This is a genomic window from Kitasatospora sp. LaBMicrA B282 (assembly GCF_050325825.1).
In the GTDB taxonomy this organism is placed as follows: domain Bacteria; phylum Actinomycetota; class Actinomycetes; order Streptomycetales; family Streptomycetaceae; genus Kitasatospora.
Genome location: NZ_JBNQTI010000169.1, coordinates 1 through 18,354 on the forward strand (window position 1 = coordinate 1; position 18,354 = coordinate 18,354).

An 18,354-nucleotide genomic window follows, 5' to 3' on the forward strand; every position below is an offset into this window, starting at 1 on the left:
GGCTCCCGCCGGCACCACGGCCGAGCCGGTGGCGCCCGCCGCCGCGCCGCCGGTGTCGCCGGCCGTCGAGGCACCGGTGGCGCCGGTCGCCGTCGAGCCGGTCGACCCGCCCGTCTACCAGGACGCCTGGACCCAGACCGCGACCGCCGGCGAGGTCCCGCTGTTCGGCGGTGACGGCGGCTGGATCAGCGCCGACCCGGCGCCGGCCCAGCAACTGCCGGACCCGCTCGGGCAGCCGGCGCCCGGCGCCGACCCGGCCGCCGCCGGGCAGCACGGGCCGACCGCCGTGGGCACCGGCTTCGGGGCCATCCCGTCGCAGAGCCCCGCGGGCTACGACCCGACCGCCTTCGGCCCGGGCACCGTGTACGACGGCGGCAGCGGCTACGAGCCCACCCCCGCGCACGGCACCGCCGCCCCCGGCGCACCCTTCGAGGGCACCCCGGCGCACGGCACGCCGTACGAGCCGACCCCCGCGCACGGCGTCCCCTACGACGCCACCCCCGCCCACGGCACCGACTACCCGGCCGCCCCGCCGTACGCGGGCGGGCCGTACGCCGCCGGGCCCTACCCCGGCACGCCGTACCAGAGCGTCGGCTACCAGGGCACCCCGGCCTACGGCGTCCCGGCCGCCGGGTACGAGGGCGGCGCCGGTTACGACGGGAGCGCCGGGTACGAGGGCGGCTTCGACGGGGTCTTCGAGCCCGCGCCCGACGCCGGCTTCGACGGCACCGTCTACGAACCCGCCCCCGGCCGGCCCGACCCGGGCACCTCCGCCCACGGCTTCCCGGTTCCCGAGCGCCTCCCCGAGGACGACCACGCATGACCGTGCCTGCCCCCACCGGGCCCGCCTCCACCGGGCCCACCCCCGCCGCTGTGGAGGAGACCGCCGAGGCCGAGGCCGAGCGCCCGTTCGGCCTGGGCAGCTCGCCGCTGCGCACCGACGCGCTGCCGAAGGCGCTCGGCATCTACCCGTACGCCGCCGACCTGTGGGCCGAGGGGCTGCTCTGGGGCGCGGTGCTGCGCTCGCCGCACCCGCACGCCCGGATCCTGTCGATCGACACCTCGGCCGCGCTCGCCGTCCCCGGCGTGCAGGCCGTGCTGACCGCCGCCGACCTGCCGGTGCTCGGCTCGCCGAGCGACCGCCCGGTGCTGGCCGGCGAGGTGGTCCGCCACCAGGGCGAGCCGATCGCCGCGGTGGCCGCCGACCACCCGGACACCGCCCGGCTGGCGGCCGCCTCGATCGTGGTCGAGTACCAGCTGCTGGACGCGCTGATCGACCCCGAGCAGGCCTTCCACGGCCCGCCGCTGCACCCCGACGGCAACCTGCTGCGCCACCTGCCGCTGCGCACCGGCGACCCGGAGGCGGTCGGCGAGGTGGTGGTCGAGGGCCTCTACCAGGTGGGCCGGCAGGACCCGGCGCCGATCGGTGCCGAGGCGGGCCTGGCGGTGCCGCGGCCGGACGGCGGCGTCGAACTGCACCTGTCCTCCACCGACCCGCACGGCGACCGCGACCGCACCGCCGCCTGCCTGGGCCTGGACCCGGAGCGGGTGCGGCTGGTGGTCACCGGCGTGCCCGGCGCCGCCGCCGACCGCGAGGACGCCTCCTTCCAGACCGTCCTGGCGCTGCTCGCGCTGCGCACCGGGCGGCCGGTGAAGATGACGCTGACCCGCGAGGAGTCCTTCCAGACCCACGCGGCCCGGCACCCGGCGCTGCTGCGCTACCGCCACCACGCCGACGCCCAGGGCAAGCTGGTCAAGGTCGAGGCGCAGATCCTGCTGGACGGCGGCGCCTACGCCGACGTCTCGGCCGAGGTGCTGGCCGCCGCCACCGCCTTCTCGGTCGGCCCGTACGTCTGCCCGAACGTCTTCGTGGACGCCTGGGCGGTGCGCACCAACAACCCGCCGGCCGGCCGGATGCGCGGCGAGGGCGCGCTGCAGTCCTGCTTCGCGCACGAGTCGCAGCTGGACCTGCTGGCGGCCCGGCTGGGGCTCGACCCGTTGGAGGTCCGCCGGCGCAACGTGCTCGCCACCGGCGACCCGCTGCCCACCGGCCAGGCCGTCACCTGCCCGGCCCCGGTGGCCGCGCTGCTGGACGCGGTGGCCGAGGTGCCGCTGCCGGCGCTGCCGGTGGCCGACCCCGACACCGACTGGCTGCTGCCCGGCGGCCCGGGCGGTGCCGGCGACCCGGCCGCGGTGCGCCGCGGGATCGGCTACGCGGTGGGCATGTGCCACATGCTCGGCGCGGAGGGCGCGGACGAGGTCTCCACCGCCACCGTGCGGGTCAGCGGCGACCACGCGACGGTGATCTGCGCGGCGGTGGACGCCGGGCAGGGCTTCGCCACGCTGGCCCGGCAGATCGTGCAGTCGGTGCTCGGGGTGACCGAGGTCTACGTCGCCCCGGTGGACACCGACCAGTCGATCGCCGGACCCGCGGCCCGCGGCCGGCACACCTGGGTCTCCGGCGGTGCGGTGGAGAAGGCCGCGCAGATGGTCCGGCACCAGCTGCTGGCGCCGATCGCCGCCGACTTCGGGATGTCGGTCGAGCTGCTCTCGATCGCCGACGGCAAGATCACCTCCTACGACGGGGTGCTCGGCATGCCGATCACCGAGGCGCTGGAGGGCAAGGAGCTCTGGGCCACCGCCCAGTGCCGGCCGCACCCGACCGAGCCGCTGGACGAGAACGGGCAGGGCGACGCCTTCGTCTCGATCGCGTTCTGCGCGATGCGGGCCGTGGTGGACGTGGACATCGAGCTCGGCGCGGTCCGGGTGGTGGACGTGACGGTGGCCCAGGACGTGGGCCGGGCGCTGAACCCGGGGCAGATCGAGGACCGGATCGAGGCGGGCGTCGCCCAGGGCGTCGGGCTGGCGCTGCTGGAGGACCTGCGCACCGCCGGCGGCGTGCTGGTCAACCCCTCGCTCACCGGCTACCGGCTGCCCACCGCGCTGGACACCCCCGAGGTGCGGATCGCCGCGCTGCTGGAGGAGCGCGACGTGGTGGCCAGCTTCGGCGCCAAGGCGGTCAGCGCGGTGCCCGCGGTGGTGGCCCCCGCCGCGGTGGCGGCCGCGGTCCGGGCCGCGACCAACCTGCCGGTCGGCCGACTGCCGATCCCGCCGGAGGACGCGGTGGTGCTCGCCGGCTGAACCGGCCGCAGCTCCGTCGCCCGGCCCGCCCCGATCCTCGGGAGCGGGCCGGGCGCAGTTTTTCCGGGACAGCAGTCCTCCGGGCCGGCAGGATTTCCGGGCGGCGGAATTTCCGGGAAAAATGGCGCGCGGGAATTCCGGACGGCATTTCTGGCTGCCGGCCGGAATTCCCGGAGGAGAATCATGGAGGCCATGGCGGGAATCGAACCCGCGTACGCCGCTTTGCAGGCGGCTCCCTGAACCACTCGGGCACACGGCCGGGCAACGGGCCTCGACGGGCCCGTCGGCAACTCAGGAGTGGCAGGGACGACAACAGGAGGGGAGTGGGCGGACGGGCTGGGCGTTCATCGCGGGCTCCTCTCGGTGTCGGGTATTCCGTGCTGCTTTCTTCATTCAGTTTTGCGGCTCGCGGCCGGTTCCGTCAATAGCCGAATGTGACGGGCGCATGAAGTCCTACGACCGGCGGACCAGAGCGGATGGTCCTGCAGGTCAGGAGTCAACTCGTTGTTCGGCACTTACCATGGCTCGCATGAGTACCGCCGCACAGACCTCCAGTCCCCCGGTCCCCGCCCTCGACCCCGCCGACGCCGGCAGCGTGCTCGGTCCCCGGTACCGGGCGCTGACCCTGGGGATCGTCTCGGTGGTGCTGCTGCTGGCCTTCGAGGCGACCGCGGTCAACACCGCGATGCCGGTGGCGGCCCGTCAGCTGCACGGGCTGGGCCTCTACGCGTTCGCCTTCTCCGGCTACTTCACCAGCACGCTCTTCGCCATGGTGCTCTCGGGGGAGTGGTGCGACCGGCGCGGGCCGGTGCTGCCGCTGTTCGCCGGCATCGGGGTGTTCGCCGCCGGGCTGGTGGTCGCCGGGACCGCCGGCAGCATGTGGCTCTTCGTCGGCGGCCGGGCGGTACAGGGCCTGGGCGGCGGGCTGGTGATCGTCGCGCTCTACGTGGTGGTCGGGCGAGCCTTCCCCGAGCCGCTGCGCCCGAAGGTGTTCGCGGCCTTCGCGGCGGCCTGGGTGCTGCCCTCGATCGTCGGCCCGGTGGTCTCCGGCGCCGTCACCCAGCACCTCGGCTGGCGCTGGGTCTTCCTGGCCGTCCCGGCCCTGGTGGTGCTGCCGCTGGCGGTGATGGGCCCGGCGCTGCGCCGCTCGGAGCGGGCGCAGCCCCCGGCGAGCGGGGGCGCGCCGGACCGCCGGCGGATCGGGCTGGCCGCGATGGCCGCGCTCGGCGCGGGGCTGCTCCAGTACGCCGGGCAGCGGCTGGACCTGATCGGGCTGCTGCCGGCCGTGCTGGGCGCCGGGCTGCTGGTGCCGGCGGTGCTGCGGCTGCTGCCCGCGGGCACGCTGCGGGCCGGGCGAGGGCTGCCCACGCTGATCCTGCTGCGCGGGGTGGCCTCCGGCTCCTTCTTCGCGGCCGAGTCCTTCATCCCGCTGATGATGGTGACCCAGCGCCACCTGTCGCCGACCATGGCCGGGCTGACCCTGACCAGCGGCGGGCTCTCCTGGGCCTTCGGCTCCTGGCTGCAGGGCCGGCCGGGGGCCGAGCGGGTGCGCGAGCAGCTGATCCGGGCGGGCTTCCTGCTCACCGCGGTGGCGATCCTGGGCTGCGCGCTGGTGCTGGTCCCGGCCGCGCCCACCTGGAGCGCCGCGGTGGCCTGGACGTTCGGCGGGATCGGCATGGGCCTGCTGATCGCCAGCCTCAGCGTGCTGGTGATGAAGCTCTCCCCGCCGAACGCGGCCGGTGCCAACTCGGCCTCGCTGCAGGTGTCCGACGCGCTCGGCACGGTGCTGCTGGTCGGCCTGGCCGGGGTGCTCTTCGCCGGCCTGGGCGGCGGGGCGGCCGCGGCGGTGGGCGCCACCGGGGCGGGCGGCGTGCCGCGCGGCGGGTTCGCCGCGATCTTCCTGACCATGGCCGGGGTCGCGGTGCTGGGTGCCGTGCTGGCCGGCCGGGTCCGGCCGGCCAGGAGCAGCTGAGCGGTCCTCGCGGGTCAGGACGAGCCGCGGCGGCGCAGCCGGTGCACCCCGACCGCGCCGGCGGTGGCCAGCAGGGTGAGGCCGGCGGCCGTCTCGGGCAGGTCGGGCCGGGTGCTGCCGCCGAGGCCGGCGTGGGTCGGGCCCTGCGGACCGCCGGGCTCCCCGGGCTCTCCGGGGTGACCCGACTGGTCGGGGCGGCCGGGCTGGTCGTCGGGCCGGCCGGGCTGGTCGGGGCGGCCCGGTGAGGTCTGCTGGTCGGGCTTGCCGGGGTCGTGCACGGTGAAGCTGGTGGTCACCTCCTTCTTGGAGGTCGTGGTGCAGGTGATCGTCACGTCGTAGACGCCGGACCTGGCGTGCTCCGGGACGGTGACCATCGCGCCCATCAGGCCGCGCAGCGAGCCGAGCCGGGTGGTGGGGATCTCGTCCCCGGCCCCCTGGTCGTGGGCGTGGAAACTGGCCTGGCCGCCGGCGTTGTCGCAGTTGCCGCCGTCGAAGACCGCGAACTGGCCGCCGAGGGTGACCGGGTCCGGCTCGATGACGACCGGGTTGGCGGCGGCTGCGGGGCCGGCCGCGCTGGCGCCGAGGGCCAGGGCCAGCAGCCCGGCGGCGGCGAGGTGACGAGCGCGCATGGTGTCTCTCCGGGGACGCGGCCGCGGGTTCGGCCCCGCGAGGTGTGGGCGAAACCGTGTCCTGGGAACCAGGGGACCGGCTGCGCCGGTGGTGCGCATCCGCACCGTGTCGGTGAGCCGGGCCCGAACCGGGGGTAAGTGGGCGGCCACCTGGGGTGATGGCGGCCCGCCCGGATAGCGCCGAACGGGGGTCGGCGGGGTGCGCCGGCCGGGCTCCGGCGGGGTGCGCGGGTGTGGCGTCAGTGGGGTGCGCCGAGGAAGCTCGACCAGCCGCCCGCCGGGCTCTCGCCCACCGCCAGCGACTGCAGCTTGCGCAGCACCGCCGGGTCCTGGGCCTCCAGCCACTGCACCAGCTGCCGGAACGAGACCAGCTTGACCTCGGGCTTCTCGGCGATCACCTTGAGCACGTCCTCGACGGCGTTCATGTAGATGCCGCCGTTCCAGCCCTCGAAGTGGTTGCCGATGTACATCGGCGCGCGGTTGGTGGTGTAGGTGCGCTCGAAGCCGGCCAGGTAGGAGTCGCGGGCCTGCTGCTGCCAGGCGGCGCGCATCGCCGGGTTGCCCTTGGGGTTGTCGCCGGACTGGTTGAACATGATGTTGTAGTCCATCGAGAGCACCTGGAAGGTGTGCCCGGGGAACGGGATGGACTGCAGCGGCATGTCCCACAGCGCGCCGCCCTGGATCTTCTGCGGCCACACCTGCAGGCCGCCGGGGCCGCTGGCGTCGTACTTCCAGCCGCGCGCCGCGGCGGTCGGCAGCAGGTTGCGCTGGCCCTCCAGGCAGGGGGTGCGGCCGCCGATCAGCTCCTTGCGGTAGTCGAAGGGCAGCGCCGGCAGGTCGGTGAAGCCGGTGTTGGTCCTCCAGTTCATGACGAAGGACATCGCCTGCTCGATCTCGCTGTCCCACTCCTCCGGCGACCACTTGCCGACCCCGTTGGTGCCGCAGAAGTGGCCGTTGAAGTGGGTGCCGACCTCGTGGCCCTCCAGCCAGGCGGCGCCGATCTGGGTCAGCGTGTCGCGGATGTGCTGGTCGCTCAGGTAGCCGATGTCGGAGGCGCCGACGTGGTGCTGCGGCGGGTGGTAGAGCTCCTTCTTGGCCTCCGGCAGGGTGTAGATGCCGCTCAGGAAGAAGGTCATCGAGCCGTTGTAGTCCTTGGCGAGCTGCCGGAACCGGGAGAACAGCCGGTCGTCCAGCTCGCCCGCGCCGTCCCACGAGAAGACCACGAACTGCGGCGGGCGCTCGCCGAGTTCGAGCGGGGCCGGCTGCGGCTGGTTCGGCTGCGGGCCGGTGTCGGAGGTGGAGCCGTCGCCGATCAGGGTGGTGGGCGGCTTGGCCGGGGTGCTGGGGGCGGCGCCCGAGGAGTCGGCGGTCGGGCTGTCGGGGGTGGCGGGCTCCGGGGCGGCGCCCGCGGCTCCGCCGGCCATCGCGTGACCGGGACGGCGGGCGCAGCCGGCCGCCACGGTGGCGGCGGTGGCGGCGCCGGCGGCGAGCAGGGACCGGCGGGACAGGTCGTCCATACATCACTCCAGTTCGAGGCGGTCGGTCGGAGCAGATCCGGTCTGCGCCGGCGGGCGGGTGCGGCGGGCGGCGGCCCAACGGGAGGGCACCGCATGCCTTATGACGAACAGTCCCCTTATGTCCGTTATGGGCGTTTTGTCCATCAGGATCGCACGGTACCCCCGGGCACCGGGGGAGGGCGGGCGGGGGAGCGCCGTTAGACGGAGCGGCACGGCGTGTCGAGGTGCACGGGGCGCCGAAGGATCATCAGATTGGACGCAGGTCGCGGGGAGCGCGGCGGGAGGAGCGCAGGACCATGTGGGAATCGGTGCAGCACGCCTACGGCTCCCGCATCGTCGAACCCGGCCGGGAGCCGCTCTTCCTGCTGCTGGTCGGCCTGATCACGGCCTTCCTGTTCATCCGGTTCAGCACCCGGATGATCCGCCGCGGCACCTCCTGGTGGCCGGGCAACGTGACCCCGGGCGGCCTGCACATCCACCACGTGGTCTTCGGCCAGGCCATGATGCTGATCGCCGGCATCGGCAGCTTCACCTACCACGGCGGCCAGGGCCTGCTCCGCAACGGACTGGCGATCGCCTTCGGCGCGGGCGCCGGGCTGGTGCTCGACGAGTTCGCCCTGGTGCTGCACCTGGAGGACGTCTACTGGAGCGAGCAGGGCCGCAAGTCGGTGGACGCGGTCATCCTCGCCGTGGTGCTGATCGCCCTGCTGCTGCTCGGCCAGCTGCCGTTCGGCGGCTACAGCGGCGGCCTCGCCGGGCAGCTGGCGGTGGCCGCGGTGCTGCTCCTGGTGGTGGTCAGCCTGCTCAAGGGCAAGCTGTGGACCGGGCTGGTCGGGGTGATGGTGCCGCTGCTCGCCCTGGTCGGCGCGGTCCGGCTGGCCCGCCCCGGCAGCCCCTGGGCCCGCTGGCGCTACCGCAGCCGGCCCAAGCGGATGGCCCGCGCCGAACGCCGCGAGGCCCGGGTGCACCGGCGGGTCACCGCGGTCAAGCTGGGCGCCTACAACCTGCTGGCCGGCGCGCCCGACACCGTGCCGGCGGCCGCCGAGGTCCCCGCGCCCGCGCTCGAACCCGCCTCCGCCACCGCGCTGCCCGAACCGCTGCCGGTGCTCTCCCGCGGGCGACTGCGCTGCGCCGGCTTCGCCCAGTGGTACCTGCGGATCGCCGCCGCGCTCAACCTGCTGGCCGGGCTGATCGCCCCGTTCCGGGAACGCGTGCACCGGGCCAACACCGGCGACCTGTTCACCCCGGTGCTGGTCACCGCCGGCTTCACCGCCGCGCTCTTCGCCGCCCTGCTGGCGGTGATGCTGCGCCGGCGCAAGCGGGCCGCCTGGATCGTGGCCACCGCCGTCGTCTCGCTCTACGCCGCGCTCTTCGCGCTCGCCCTGGCGCTGCTGCCCGAGGACCGCGAGCACCCGCTCAACTGGGTCTCCGCCACCCTCACCGCCCTGCTGCTGGGCGCGCTGCTGGCCAGCCGCCCCGCCTTCCACGCCCGCGGCGGCCGCGGCAACCTGCCGCTCGGCCTGTCCGTGCTGGTGGTCGGCGGGGCGCTGGTCACCTCGCTCGGCGCGCTGCTGGTGCACGTCGGCACCCGGCCCGAGCCGGCCTGGGGCGACAGCTTCAAGTACGCGCTGGTGCGGCTGTTCACCGTCTCCGGCTTCGGCGAGGTGACCTCGCAGATCCCGGTCGACCGCTGGTCCGACCTGACCATCAACGTGCTCGGCGCCGCGCTCTTCCTGCTGGTGTTGCGGGTCTTCTTCCGCTCCCCGACCGGGCGGGTGCGGCTGCAGCCGCAGGACGAGGCCCGGCTGCGGGCGCTGCTGGAGCGGCACGGCGCCCGGGACTCGCTCGGCTACTTCGCACTGCGCCGGGACAAGGCCGTCTGCTGGTCGCCCTCCGGCAAGGCCGCGGTGCTCTACCGGGTGGTCAACGGGGTCGCCCTCGCCTCCGGCGACCCGATCGGCGACCCGGAGGCCTGGCCGCAGGCGATCGGCGGCTGGCGCGAGCTGGCCCGGCGCAACGCCTGGGTACCGGCCGTCACCGGGGCCGGCGAGCAGGCCGCCACCAGCTACCGGCGCAGCGGCCTGAAGGCGCTGGAGTTCGGCGACGAGGCGATCGTCGAGGTGGCCAGCTTCACCCTGGAAGGGCGCAGCATGCGCGGCCTGCGGCAGGCCCACGCCCGGGTCCGCCGCGCCGGCTACACCGCGGTGATCCGCCGCCACCGCGACATCCCCGAGGCGGAGCTGGCCGAACTGGTGCACCTGGCCGACGCCTGGCGGCACGGCCGCACCGAGCGCGGCTTCTCGATGGCGCTGGGCCGGCTCGGCGACCCGGCCGACGGCGACTGCGTGATGGCCGAGTGCCGGGACGAGAACGACCGCACCTGCGCCCTGCTCAGCTTCGTGCCCTGGGGCGCGCACGGCCTCTCGCTCGACCTGATGCGCCGCGACCGGGAGTCGGAGAACGGGCTGGTCGAGTTCCTGGTCACCGAACTGCTGCAGCGCGCCGAGGCCGGCGAGCTGCCGGTCACCCGGGTCTCGCTCAACTTCGCGATGTTCCGCTACGTCTTCGAGCAGGGCGGCAAGCTGGGCGCCGGGCCGGTGCTGCGGCTCTGCCGGGCGGTGCTGCGCTTCCTCTCCCGCTGGTGGCAGCTGGAGTCGCTGTACCGGGCCAACGCCAAGTACCAGCCCGACTGGGAGCCGCGCTTCCTGCTCTACGAGAAGCCCTCCGAGCTGCCCAGCATCGCGGTGGCCAGCGGGCTGGCCGAGGGCTTCCTGGTGCGCCCGCGGCTGCCCCGCGTCGGCTCGCTGCGTTAGGGCGCGTCCTTCGGGTCACGCCGGACGCTCACCCGCCTGGCGGCGCCCCCGGTGCGGTGGCCACCGGCTCCGGCTTGGCTGGGCGGAGGTGATGACCGGTCAGTGACGGGAGCCCGGCGTGAGTGGGCACAGGAGCCCCTGGGCCGGGGCGATAGCCCTGGCGGCGATGGTGGTGGTGGGGGCCTGGTTGGTCCAGGACGGGGCGCACGGCGGGCTGCCGCCGCTGCCCTCGCCGGCCCAGGCCCTGGTGGACGGCGTGATCCACCCGGCCGCGTTGAGCGGCACCCCGATGGCGGCCTCGGCGCCGGTGCGGGTGCGGATCCCCGGGATCGGGGTGGACGCCCCGGTGGCGGGCGTCGGCCTGGACGGTGCGGGCCACCTGGCCACCCCGCCGGACACCGACCGCAACCTGGCCGGCTGGTACCGGTCCGGGGTGACGCCCGGGCAGCGCGGCACCGCGCTGCTGGTCGGGCACGTGGACACGGCGAGCGGGCCGGCCGTCTTCTACGGCCTGGGCGCGCTGCGCCGCGGCGAGCGGATCGACGTGCTGCGGGCGGACGGCAGCACCGCCTGGTTCATGGTGGACGCGGTCGAGGTCTACGCCAAGTCGGCCTTCCCCAGCCACCAGGTCTACGGCCGGGCGCCCGACGCGCAGCTGCGGCTGATCACCTGCGGCGGCGGGTTCCGCCGGGGCGAGGGGTACCTGGGCAACGTGGTGGTCTACGCCCACCTGACCGGGCACCGCGCGCGGGCCTGACGGGGCGTGAGCGCCGCTCGGCCGGCCCTAGCCGAGCAGTTCGGCCAGTGCCCGGTCGGCGTCCAGGTGGCGGCCCTCGGTGCCCTCGGGCACGCAGTGGTAGCTGGCGGACAGGAAGCGCCGCAGGTCGCCCGCCTCGAACCGGAGCAGCGCGACGCCCTCGGGGGCCCGCAGCTCGACCATCGTGTACGGGCCGCGGGAGGGCCGGACGTGCACGTCACCGAGGCCGGCCGGCAGGTCCAGCCCGCTCGCCAGCAACTGCCGGGCGAAGACCCAGACCACCTCGGCCTCCGGCTCGGGCCCGCGCGGCTCGTCCAGCGAGTACTCGGCCGGGAACGCCATCCGCACCGCGAACGGGTCCGCCGCCCGGTAGTGCAGGGTGGCCCGCAGCCCGCTCGAGCAGTGACCGGTGAGGACCAGCCGGGCGTGGACGGTGTGCTCGACGGTGGCGGTGCCGGCGTTGCGCATGGGGAGCTCCTCGGGGACGGCGGGGCGCGTACACCTGGGGAGAGTGGCGGGAGTGGGGTGGCTTACCGGGGCGAACGGGTGATCTGGGTCACCATTTGCCAGTACCATGGTGACACCATCAGCAGTACCATTTTGGTATGGCGATGAATCTTCGGCTCAGTGACGAACAGCAGGAAGCCTTGAAGGCCCGGGCAGAGGAGGAGGGGCGCAGCATGCACGCCGTTGTGCTGCTTGCCGTCGAGCGGTACCTCAACGAGGAGACCGATCGGGAGTCGGTGCGCAAGCTCGGGGCCAAGTACGCGGCCCGCCACGCCGACCTGCTGCGGAGGCTGGGCGAGTGAAGTACCTGACCGTCCGCGAGGTCCTCGACCTCGCGGAGTTCGCCTGCCAGGGGCAGAGCGTGGGGGTGCGGGACCTGGGACTGCTGGACTCGGCGGTGCACCGGCCGCGGTCCGAGATGTTCGGGATCGAGGCGTACACCAGCCTGTGGGAGAAGGCCGCCGCGCTGTTGCAGTCACTGGCGATCAATCACCCCTTCGTCGACGGCAACAAGCGGACCGCGTGGATGTGCACGGTGGTCTTCCTGGACCTCAACGGGTCCGAGATGCTGGCCGTCGACCAGGACGAGGCGTACAAGCTGGTGGTCGGGGTGGCAGCCGGGGCGATCCACGAAGTGGGCGACATCGCGCGGCGGCTGAAGCAGCTCCACGACGCCCAGTGACGGGGCTGTGTCGAGCCCGGCGAGTGGGTCGGGCCCGGTAGGCTAGGCGGGTTGTCCGATCGCCTGCCGACTGCGGGGCTGGGCTGCTGCACCGCCCTGACCTGCGACGATCCCCCTCGGAGACCGTGAGTACTGCCGCCTCTTCCGACATGTCGCCGCTCTTCTCCGATGCCGCCGATCCGCATGCCGCGGTGCGGACGGGCGGGGCGCCGGCCGCTCAGCACCACCTGTCGCCCGCCTTCCCCGGGCGGGCCCCCTGGGGTACCGCGGGCAAGCTGCGGGCCTGGCAGCAGGGGGCGCTGGACAGGTACATCGAGAAGCAGCCCCGGGACTTCATGGCGGTCGCCACCCCCGGGGCCGGCAAGACCACCTTCGCCCTGACCCTGGCCTCCTACCTGCTGCACAACCACCTGGTGCAGCAGGTCACCGTGGTCGCGCCCACCGAGCACCTGAAGAAGCAGTGGGCCGAGGCCGCGGCCCGGATAGGCATCAAGCTGGACCCGGCCTACTCCTCGGGGCCGCTGTCGAAGGAGTACCACGGCATCGTGGTCACCTACGCCGGCGTGGGCGTGAACCCGATGCTGCACCGCAACCGGACCGAGTCCCGCAAGACGCTCGTGATCATGGACGAGATCCACCACGCCGGTGACTCCAAGTCCTGGGGCGAGGCCTGCTTCGAGGCCTTCGAGCCGGCGACCCGGCGGCTCGCGCTGACCGGCACCCCGTTCCGGTCGGACACCAACCCGATCCCGTTCGTCCAGTACGAGCCGGACACCGACGGCCTGCGCAAGTCGGTGGCCGACTACACCTACGGCTACGGCCACGCGCTGGCCGACCACGTGGTGCGCCCGGTGATCTTCCTCTCCTACAGCGGCAACATGCGCTGGCGCACCAAGTCCGGCGACGAGCTGGAGGCCCGGCTCGGCGAGCCGATGACCAAGGACCTGATCGCCCAGGCCTGGCGCACCGCGCTGGCCCCGCAGGGCGAGTGGATCCCGAACGTGCTGCGGGCCGCCGACCGGCGGCTGACCGAGGTGCGCAAGGCGATCCCGGACGCCGGCGCCCTGGTGATCGCCGCCGACCAGAACGCGGCCCGCGCCTACGCCAAGCTGATCCGGGAGATCACCGGCCACAAGGCCACCCTGGTGCTCTCCGACGAGGCCGAGGCGTCCCAGCGGATCTCCGACTTCTCGGCCTCGGACGAGCGCTGGATGGTCGCGGTCCGGATGGTGTCCGAGGGCGTCGACGTGCCCCGGCTGGCGGTCGGCGTCTACGCCACCTCGATCTCCACCCCGCTCTTCTTCGCCCAGGCGGTCGGCCGCTTCGTGCGCGCCCGCAAGCGCGGCGAGACCGCCTCGGTCTTCCTACCCTCGGTCCCGATGCTGCTCGGCTTCGCCAACGAGATGGAACTGCAGCGCGACCACGTGCTGGACCGCCCCAAGAAGGAGGGCGACGGCCTCTTCGACGAGGAGGACCGGCTGCTCGCCGAGGCCGAGCGGGCCAACGACGGCCCGGACGGCGGTGGCGAGGAGTTCTCCTACGAGGCGCTCGGCTCCGACGCGGTCTTCGACCGGGTGCTCTACAACGCCATGGAATTCGGCATGCAGGCGCACCCGGGCAGCGAGGAGGAGGAGGACTACCTCGGCATCCCCGGCCTGCTGGAGCCGGACCAGGTGCACCTGCTGCTGCAGAAGCGGCAGACCCGGCAGATCCAGCGCTCCAAGGCCAAGCCGGCCGAGCAGGCCGACCTGCTGGAGCTGCCGGCCGAGGAGCGTCCGGTGGTCACCCACCAGGAGCTGCGCGAGCTGCGCAAGGAGCTCAACGGCCTGGTCGCCGCCTGGCACCACCGGACCAACCAGCCGCACGGCACCATCCACAACGAGCTGCGCCGCCAGTGCGGCGGTCCGCTGACCGCCCAGGCCACCGCGAACCAGCTGAAGGCCCGGATCGCCAAGGTCAAGGAGTGGGCCCGCTGACCCCGTGGGCCGCTGCCGGCTCCCGGCTGAGAACCGTCAGGTCGGCGGTGCCGGTGTTCCCGGTTAACGGCTCCCTGGGAATTCGCTGAGGATGCGCTGGGGGCGCCCGGTGTCCGGAGTTCGGACCCGGAGCGTTCCCGGCGCCGCCGCGCCCCTCGGGAATGACGGACATTGCCCGGATTGGTCCGGATCGAAAATATCGATCATGACCGAATTTTGGACAACCACTTCCGCCACGGCGAATCAGTTATTACTTTTTCCCGCACGCTCTCTCGTAGGCACGACCTCCGACCGGAGCGCGCAGGGCCGCGTGTGCCAATGACGACGCAGCCGGCCTGCCCGCGTCCACCACCCCTGCGCGCGCCACCCCCTGTCCCGGACCGGCTCCGTGCCGGGGCCGGCGACCGTCGCGGAAAGGAATGCGTGTCGTGACCGCCGAGACTTCCCAGACCCTGGACCGCGGAGTACGGGTCCTCAAGCTGTTGGCCGACTCCGAGCGCGGGCTCACCGTCACCGAGCTGGCCGCCCGGCTGGCCGTCAACCGCACCGTGGTCTACCGGCTGCTGGCCACCCTGGAACAGCACGGTCTGGTCCGCCGCGACATCGGCGGCCGGGCCAGAGTGGGCCTGGGCGTGCTGCGGCTGGCCCACCGGGTGCACCCGCTGCTGCGCGAGGCCGCGCTGCCGGCGCTGCGCAGCCTGGCCGAGGACCTGGGTGCCACCGCCCACCTGACCCTGGTGGACGGCACCGAGGCGCTCGCCGTGGCCGTGGTCGAGCCCAGCTGGACCGACTTCCACGTCGCCTACCGCACCGGCCTGCGCCACCCGCTGGACGAGAGCGCGGCCGGCAAGGCGATCCTGGAGGCCCGCAAGTTCCCCGGCCAGCGCCGGCCCGAGCAGCCGTTCGTGATCACCCGGGCAGAGGAGCAGTCCGGCGCCAGCGGTGCGGCCGCCGCGCTGATCGGGCTGAGCGGGATCGAGGGCAGCGTCGGCGTGGTGATGCTCAACGGGCTGGTGCCCGAGCGGGTCGGCCCGCGGGTGGTGGAGGCCGCCACCGAGGTGGCCGACGCGCTGCGCTGACCCCCGGGCCGACCGGGACGCGGTGATCAACGCCGCCGGTGTGTTTGGATGCACTACGTGCCTGCTCTCGCAACCGACCCCGCTCCGACCCGCCGGGCCCGGCTGACCCCCAAGTCCCGGGCCGTGCTGCTCTGCGCCGTGGTGGTGGCCGTCTTCCTGGCGGTCTCCGCGCTGGCGCCGCTGCCGTACACCAAGGAGACGCCGGGCAACACGGCCGACACCCTCAACTCCTACGAGGGCAACCAGGTGCTCACCATCACCGGTGCGCCGGTGCGGCAGACCTCCGGCTCGCTGCGGGTGGTCACGATCGAGGCCACCGGCCCGACCGTCTCGCTCACCCTGCTGCAGGCCGTCGAGGGCTGGGCCGACCCCAAGGTGGCGGTGGTGCCGCGGCAGGCCGTCTACCCGGAGAGCAACCCGGTCAAGGCCAACCAGCAGACCCAGCAGCAGATGACGCAGTCCCAGGACAGCGCCACCACGGCCGCGCTGAACTACCTGCACCTGTCGCCGGACAAGGTGAAGGTCGCGGTGAACCTCGGCGACATCGGCGGGCCCAGCGGCGGCCAGATGCTGACCCTGGCGATCATCGACAAGCTGGCCGGCAACGGCAACGGCGGTGACCTGACCGGCGGGCGGAACGTCGCCGGCACCGGCACCATCGCCGACGACGGCACCGTGGGCGCGGTCGGCGGGGTGGCGCTGAAGACCTGGGCCGCGGCCCACGACGGGGCCACCGTCTTCCTGGTGCCGCGCGGCGAGTGCTCGGACGCCAAGGTCAACACGCCGCCCGGGCTGCAGCTGATCCCGGTCGACACCCTCACCGACTCGCTGAACGCGCTGACCGCGCTGGACGGCGGCAAGCCGGTGCCCAGCTGCTGACCGCCGGCTGCTGACCGCCGATTGCTGATCGCCGGCTGCACGGTGGACCGGCCCGGTCGTGCGGCGGCTCAGTCGTGCGGCGGCGTCCGGTCCGCCGGGCTCTCGGCCGCGGCCTGCGCCACCAGCGGCAGCACCCGGTAGGGCACCGGGTTCTCCAGCGCGATCGCGGTCGAGGCCCGGACGATCCCGTCGAAGCCCACCACCCGGTCGATCACCCGCTGCAGGTCGGCGTTGGACCGGGCCACGATCCGGCAGAGCATGTCGCCCTGCCCGGTGATCGTGTGCAGCTCCAGCACCTCCGGGACGCCGGCCAGGTGGGCCCGCACGTCCGCGCCCTGCCCCTGGGAGATCTCCAGGGTGGCGAAGGCCGTCACCGGGTAGCCGAGCGCCGCCGGGTCCACCTCGGGCCCGAAGCCGCCGATCACCCCGCGGGCCTGCAACCGGTCCAGGCGCGCCTGCACCGTGCCACGGGCCACCTGGAGCCGGCGCGAGCACTCCAGCACCCCGATCCGGGGCTCGGCGGCCAGCAGGGCGATCAGCCGGCCGTCCAGCTGGTCGACGGGGGAGTTCGGCACGGGACACCTCTTCCAGGGCAGGCCGCACGACGGTGGGCAGTCTGTACAGCGGACGCCGGAATTGTCCCGCCGAACGCCACAGCTTGACCAGAGCAAATGGGAACAGTTGCTTAATGCTGTGATCGGGGCCACGCTCCCAGCACAGCCCCGTGGGGAGGGACCCCCACACCGAGCCACGGGGTCACCCCCGCCCCACAACCCTCGGGGCGCGTCGAGGTCCCACGCCCTACAGGGAGGCCGTCATGACCGATACCGCAGCTCAGTCCGTCCCCGCGCACTCGGGTCAGGCCGACCCCTTCCCGGTCCGCGGGATGGACGCGGTCGAGTTCGCCGTCGGCAACGCCAAGCAGGCCGCGCACTACTACTCCACCGCCTTCGGGATGCGCTGCGTCGCCTACCGCGGCCCGGAGACCGGCAGCCGCGAGACCGCCAGCTACGTGCTGGAGTCCGGCGGCGCCCGCTTCGTCCTCACCTCCGTGGTGAAGGCCTCCACCGAGCACGGCAAGTTCCTCGAGCAGCACGTCGCCGACCACGGTGACGGCGTCATCGACCTGGCCATCGAGGTCCCGGACGTCTACGCCGCCTACGCCTACGCCGTCGAGCACGGCGCCACCGGCCTCGCCGAGCCGCACGAGGTGCGCGACGAGCACGGCACCGTGGTGCTGGCCGCCATCGCCACCTACGGCCAGACCCGGCACACCCTGGTCGACCGTTCCGGCTACGCCGGCCCCTACCTGCCCGGCTACGTGGCCCGCGAGCCGATCGTCGAGCCGGTGAAGAAGCGCAACTTCCAGGCCATCGACCACTGCGTGGGCAACGTCGAGCTCGGCAAGATGAACGAGTGGGTCGCGTTCTACAACCGGGTCATGGGCTTCACCAACATGAAGGAGTTCGTCGGCGACGACATCGCCACCGAGTACTCCGCGCTGATGTCCAAGGTGGTCGCCGACGGCACCCGCAAGGTGAAGTTCCCGCTCAACGAGCCGGCCATCGCCAAGAAGAAGTCGCAGATCGACGAGTACCTGGAGTTCTACGGCGGCCCCGGCGTCCAGCACATCGCGCTGGCCACCAACGACATCGTGCACACCGTGCGCCAGATGCGGGCCGCCGGCGTGGAGTTCCTGGACACCCCGGACAGCTACTACGACACCCTCGGCGAGTGGGTCGGCGACACCCGGGTGCCGATCGAGGAGCTGCGCGAGCTGAAGATCCTCGCCGACCGCGACGAGGACGGCTACCTGCTGCAGATCTTCACCAAGCCGGTGCAGGACAAGCCGACCGTCTTCTTCGAGATGATCGAGCGGCACGGCTCGATGGGCTTCGGCAAGGGCAACTTCAAGGCGCTCTTCGAGGCGATCGAGCGCGAGCAGGAGAAGCGCGGCAACCTGTAGTCGCCGAACGCGTGCGGTGCGGCCCCGGATCCCGTCCGATCCGGGGCCGCGGTGCGCCCCGGGGCCGGCGGGCCGCGGTCGGTCGGCCGCGCTGCGTCCTGGGACCGGCGGTCAGCGGACCACGGTCTGCACGTCCGGCGGGTGGCCGTTCCAGGTGACGAACACCGAGTTGGTGGAGTTGCCGTGGGTGAAGTCGATCCGCAGCCACTGGTCGCCGTTCCACATCTGCATCTGCCAGCCCGGGTCCGGGGTGGCGGAGACCAGCTCGGCGTCGGCCGGCTGCATGTCCAGGGCCACCCGGCCGCCGGGCACCAGGTAGCTGCGCACCGTGCCGGGCGAGGGGTCCGGGCCGCCGGCCGGGCCCGCGTCCGTGCTGGCGGCGGCCGGGTCCGGGGCGGCCGGGGTCGGCTGCGGGGTTGCGACCGGCGTGCCGGCC

Annotated in this window: 14 protein-coding genes, 1 tRNA gene and 2 pseudogenes; 11 read left to right on the top strand and 6 right to left on the bottom strand. The window is 73.9% G+C overall.

The features are described from left to right. Nucleotides 1-823 (top strand): annotated as a pseudogene (locus ACQRUO_RS32210) (hypothetical protein); the annotation flags it as partial. Then, a complete protein-coding gene (locus tag ACQRUO_RS32215; RefSeq protein ID WP_428319663.1) occupies nucleotides 820-3,141 on the top strand; it encodes a xanthine dehydrogenase family protein molybdopterin-binding subunit in 2,322 nt (773 codons plus the stop codon). The pseudogene ACQRUO_RS32210 and the gene ACQRUO_RS32215, both read left to right, overlap by 4 nt. Nucleotides 3,142-3,325: 184 nt before the next feature. Here the strand turns inward: ACQRUO_RS32215 and ACQRUO_RS32220 are convergent. After that, a tRNA-Cys gene (locus ACQRUO_RS32220) sits at nucleotides 3,326-3,400 on the bottom strand. A gap of 270 nt (nucleotides 3,401-3,670) precedes the next feature. On the opposite strand from ACQRUO_RS32220, the gene ACQRUO_RS32225 reads away from it, so the two are divergent. Next, the gene (locus ACQRUO_RS32225) at nucleotides 3,671-5,113 is read left to right on the top strand and encodes an MFS transporter (RefSeq protein WP_428319664.1); all 1,443 of its coding nucleotides are present in this window, start codon (nucleotides 3,671-3,673) and stop codon (nucleotides 5,111-5,113) included. Between the two features lie 14 nt (nucleotides 5,114-5,127). On the opposite strand, the gene ACQRUO_RS32230 is transcribed toward ACQRUO_RS32225, so the two are convergent. Further along, nucleotides 5,128-5,742 carry a hypothetical protein gene (locus ACQRUO_RS32230; RefSeq protein WP_428319665.1) on the bottom strand — a complete coding sequence of 205 codons (615 nt, stop codon included), beginning with the start codon at nucleotides 5,740-5,742 and terminating at the stop codon, nucleotides 5,128-5,130. Between the two features lie 239 nt (nucleotides 5,743-5,981). Next, nucleotides 5,982-7,259, bottom strand: a complete 1,278-nt coding sequence (locus tag ACQRUO_RS32235; protein ID WP_428319666.1) for a hypothetical protein — start codon at nucleotides 7,257-7,259, stop codon at nucleotides 5,982-5,984. A gap of 296 nt (nucleotides 7,260-7,555) precedes the next feature. On the opposite strand from ACQRUO_RS32235, the gene ACQRUO_RS32240 reads away from it, so the two are divergent. Together ACQRUO_RS32240 and ACQRUO_RS32245 are read left to right on the top strand one after the other, a co-directional pair. After that, nucleotides 7,556-10,072, top strand: a complete 2,517-nt coding sequence (locus ACQRUO_RS32240) for a phosphatidylglycerol lysyltransferase domain-containing protein (protein WP_428319667.1) — start codon at nucleotides 7,556-7,558, stop codon at nucleotides 10,070-10,072. 166 nt (nucleotides 10,073-10,238) lie between these two features. Next, nucleotides 10,239-10,829, top strand: coding sequence for a class F sortase (locus ACQRUO_RS32245; protein WP_428319674.1), 591 nt, complete (start codon nucleotides 10,239-10,241; stop codon nucleotides 10,827-10,829). Nucleotides 10,830-10,856: 27 nt separating this feature from the next. Here the strand turns inward: ACQRUO_RS32245 and ACQRUO_RS32250 are convergent, their stop codons facing one another. Further along, entirely contained in the window at nucleotides 10,857-11,297 is a 441-nt protein-coding gene (locus ACQRUO_RS32250; RefSeq protein WP_428319668.1) for an SsgA family sporulation/cell division regulator, read from the bottom strand. 143 nt (nucleotides 11,298-11,440) lie between these two features. On the opposite strand from ACQRUO_RS32250, the gene ACQRUO_RS32255 reads away from it, so the two are divergent. From ACQRUO_RS32255 to ACQRUO_RS32275, 5 genes are all read left to right on the top strand, one after another. Further along, complete coding sequence (locus tag ACQRUO_RS32255) at nucleotides 11,441-11,638, top strand: Arc family DNA-binding protein (protein ID WP_428319675.1); 198 nt, start codon at nucleotides 11,441-11,443, stop codon at nucleotides 11,636-11,638. Continuing rightward, entirely contained in the window at nucleotides 11,635-12,018 is a 384-nt protein-coding gene (locus ACQRUO_RS32260) for a type II toxin-antitoxin system death-on-curing family toxin (protein WP_428319669.1), read from the top strand. The genes ACQRUO_RS32255 and ACQRUO_RS32260 overlap by 4 nt, the downstream gene beginning before the upstream one ends. A 149-nt stretch (nucleotides 12,019-12,167) precedes the next feature. Continuing rightward, nucleotides 12,168-13,994, top strand: coding sequence for a DEAD/DEAH box helicase (locus ACQRUO_RS32265; protein ID WP_428319676.1), 1,827 nt, complete (start codon nucleotides 12,168-12,170; stop codon nucleotides 13,992-13,994). Nucleotides 13,995-14,422: 428 nt separating this feature from the next. Then, nucleotides 14,423-15,073 (top strand): IclR family transcriptional regulator, encoded by a 651-nt coding sequence (locus ACQRUO_RS32270; protein ID WP_428319670.1) that lies wholly within the window; start codon nucleotides 14,423-14,425, stop codon nucleotides 15,071-15,073. Nucleotides 15,074-15,130: 57 nt separating this feature from the next. Then, nucleotides 15,131-15,952, top strand: coding sequence for a S16 family serine protease (locus ACQRUO_RS32275; protein WP_428319671.1), 822 nt, complete (start codon nucleotides 15,131-15,133; stop codon nucleotides 15,950-15,952). A 68-nt stretch (nucleotides 15,953-16,020) separates the two neighbouring features. Here ACQRUO_RS32275 and ACQRUO_RS32280 read toward each other — a convergent pair whose 3' ends face one another. Next, the gene (locus ACQRUO_RS32280; RefSeq protein WP_428319672.1) at nucleotides 16,021-16,527 is read right to left on the bottom strand and encodes an Lrp/AsnC family transcriptional regulator; all 507 of its coding nucleotides are present in this window, start codon (nucleotides 16,525-16,527) and stop codon (nucleotides 16,021-16,023) included. A gap of 242 nt (nucleotides 16,528-16,769) precedes the next feature. Here ACQRUO_RS32280 and hppD point away from each other — a divergent pair, with 242 nt between their 5' ends. Beyond that, the gene (gene hppD, locus ACQRUO_RS32285) at nucleotides 16,770-17,918 is read left to right on the top strand and encodes a 4-hydroxyphenylpyruvate dioxygenase (protein WP_428319673.1); all 1,149 of its coding nucleotides are present in this window, start codon (nucleotides 16,770-16,772) and stop codon (nucleotides 17,916-17,918) included. Between the two features lie 111 nt (nucleotides 17,919-18,029). On the opposite strand, the pseudogene ACQRUO_RS32290 reads toward hppD, so the two are convergent. After that, a pseudogene (locus ACQRUO_RS32290) lies at nucleotides 18,030-18,354 on the bottom strand (hypothetical protein); the annotation flags it as partial.

Excerpts from the sequence above, each read along its gene's own strand:
- ACQRUO_RS32255 (WP_428319675.1), top strand. The coding sequence starts at position 11,441 with ATGAATCTTCGGCTCAGTGACGAACAGCAGGAAGCCTTGAAGGCCCGG.
- ACQRUO_RS32240 (WP_428319667.1), top strand. The coding sequence starts at position 7,556 with ATGTGGGAATCGGTGCAGCACGCCTACGGCTCCCGCATCGTCGAACCC.
- ACQRUO_RS32230 (WP_428319665.1), bottom strand. The coding sequence starts at position 5,742 with ATGCGCGCTCGTCACCTCGCCGCCGCCGGGCTGCTGGCCCTGGCCCTC.
- ACQRUO_RS32250 (WP_428319668.1), bottom strand. The coding sequence starts at position 11,297 with ATGCGCAACGCCGGCACCGCCACCGTCGAGCACACCGTCCACGCCCGG.
- ACQRUO_RS32245 (WP_428319674.1), top strand. The coding sequence starts at position 10,239 with ATGGTGGTGGTGGGGGCCTGGTTGGTCCAGGACGGGGCGCACGGCGGG.
- ACQRUO_RS32225 (WP_428319664.1), top strand. The coding sequence starts at position 3,671 with ATGAGTACCGCCGCACAGACCTCCAGTCCCCCGGTCCCCGCCCTCGAC.
- ACQRUO_RS32215 (WP_428319663.1), top strand. The coding sequence starts at position 820 with ATGACCGTGCCTGCCCCCACCGGGCCCGCCTCCACCGGGCCCACCCCC.
- ACQRUO_RS32265 (WP_428319676.1), top strand. The coding sequence starts at position 12,168 with ATGTCGCCGCTCTTCTCCGATGCCGCCGATCCGCATGCCGCGGTGCGG.
- hppD (WP_428319673.1), top strand. The coding sequence starts at position 16,770 with ATGACCGATACCGCAGCTCAGTCCGTCCCCGCGCACTCGGGTCAGGCC.
- ACQRUO_RS32235 (WP_428319666.1), bottom strand. The coding sequence starts at position 7,259 with ATGGACGACCTGTCCCGCCGGTCCCTGCTCGCCGCCGGCGCCGCCACC.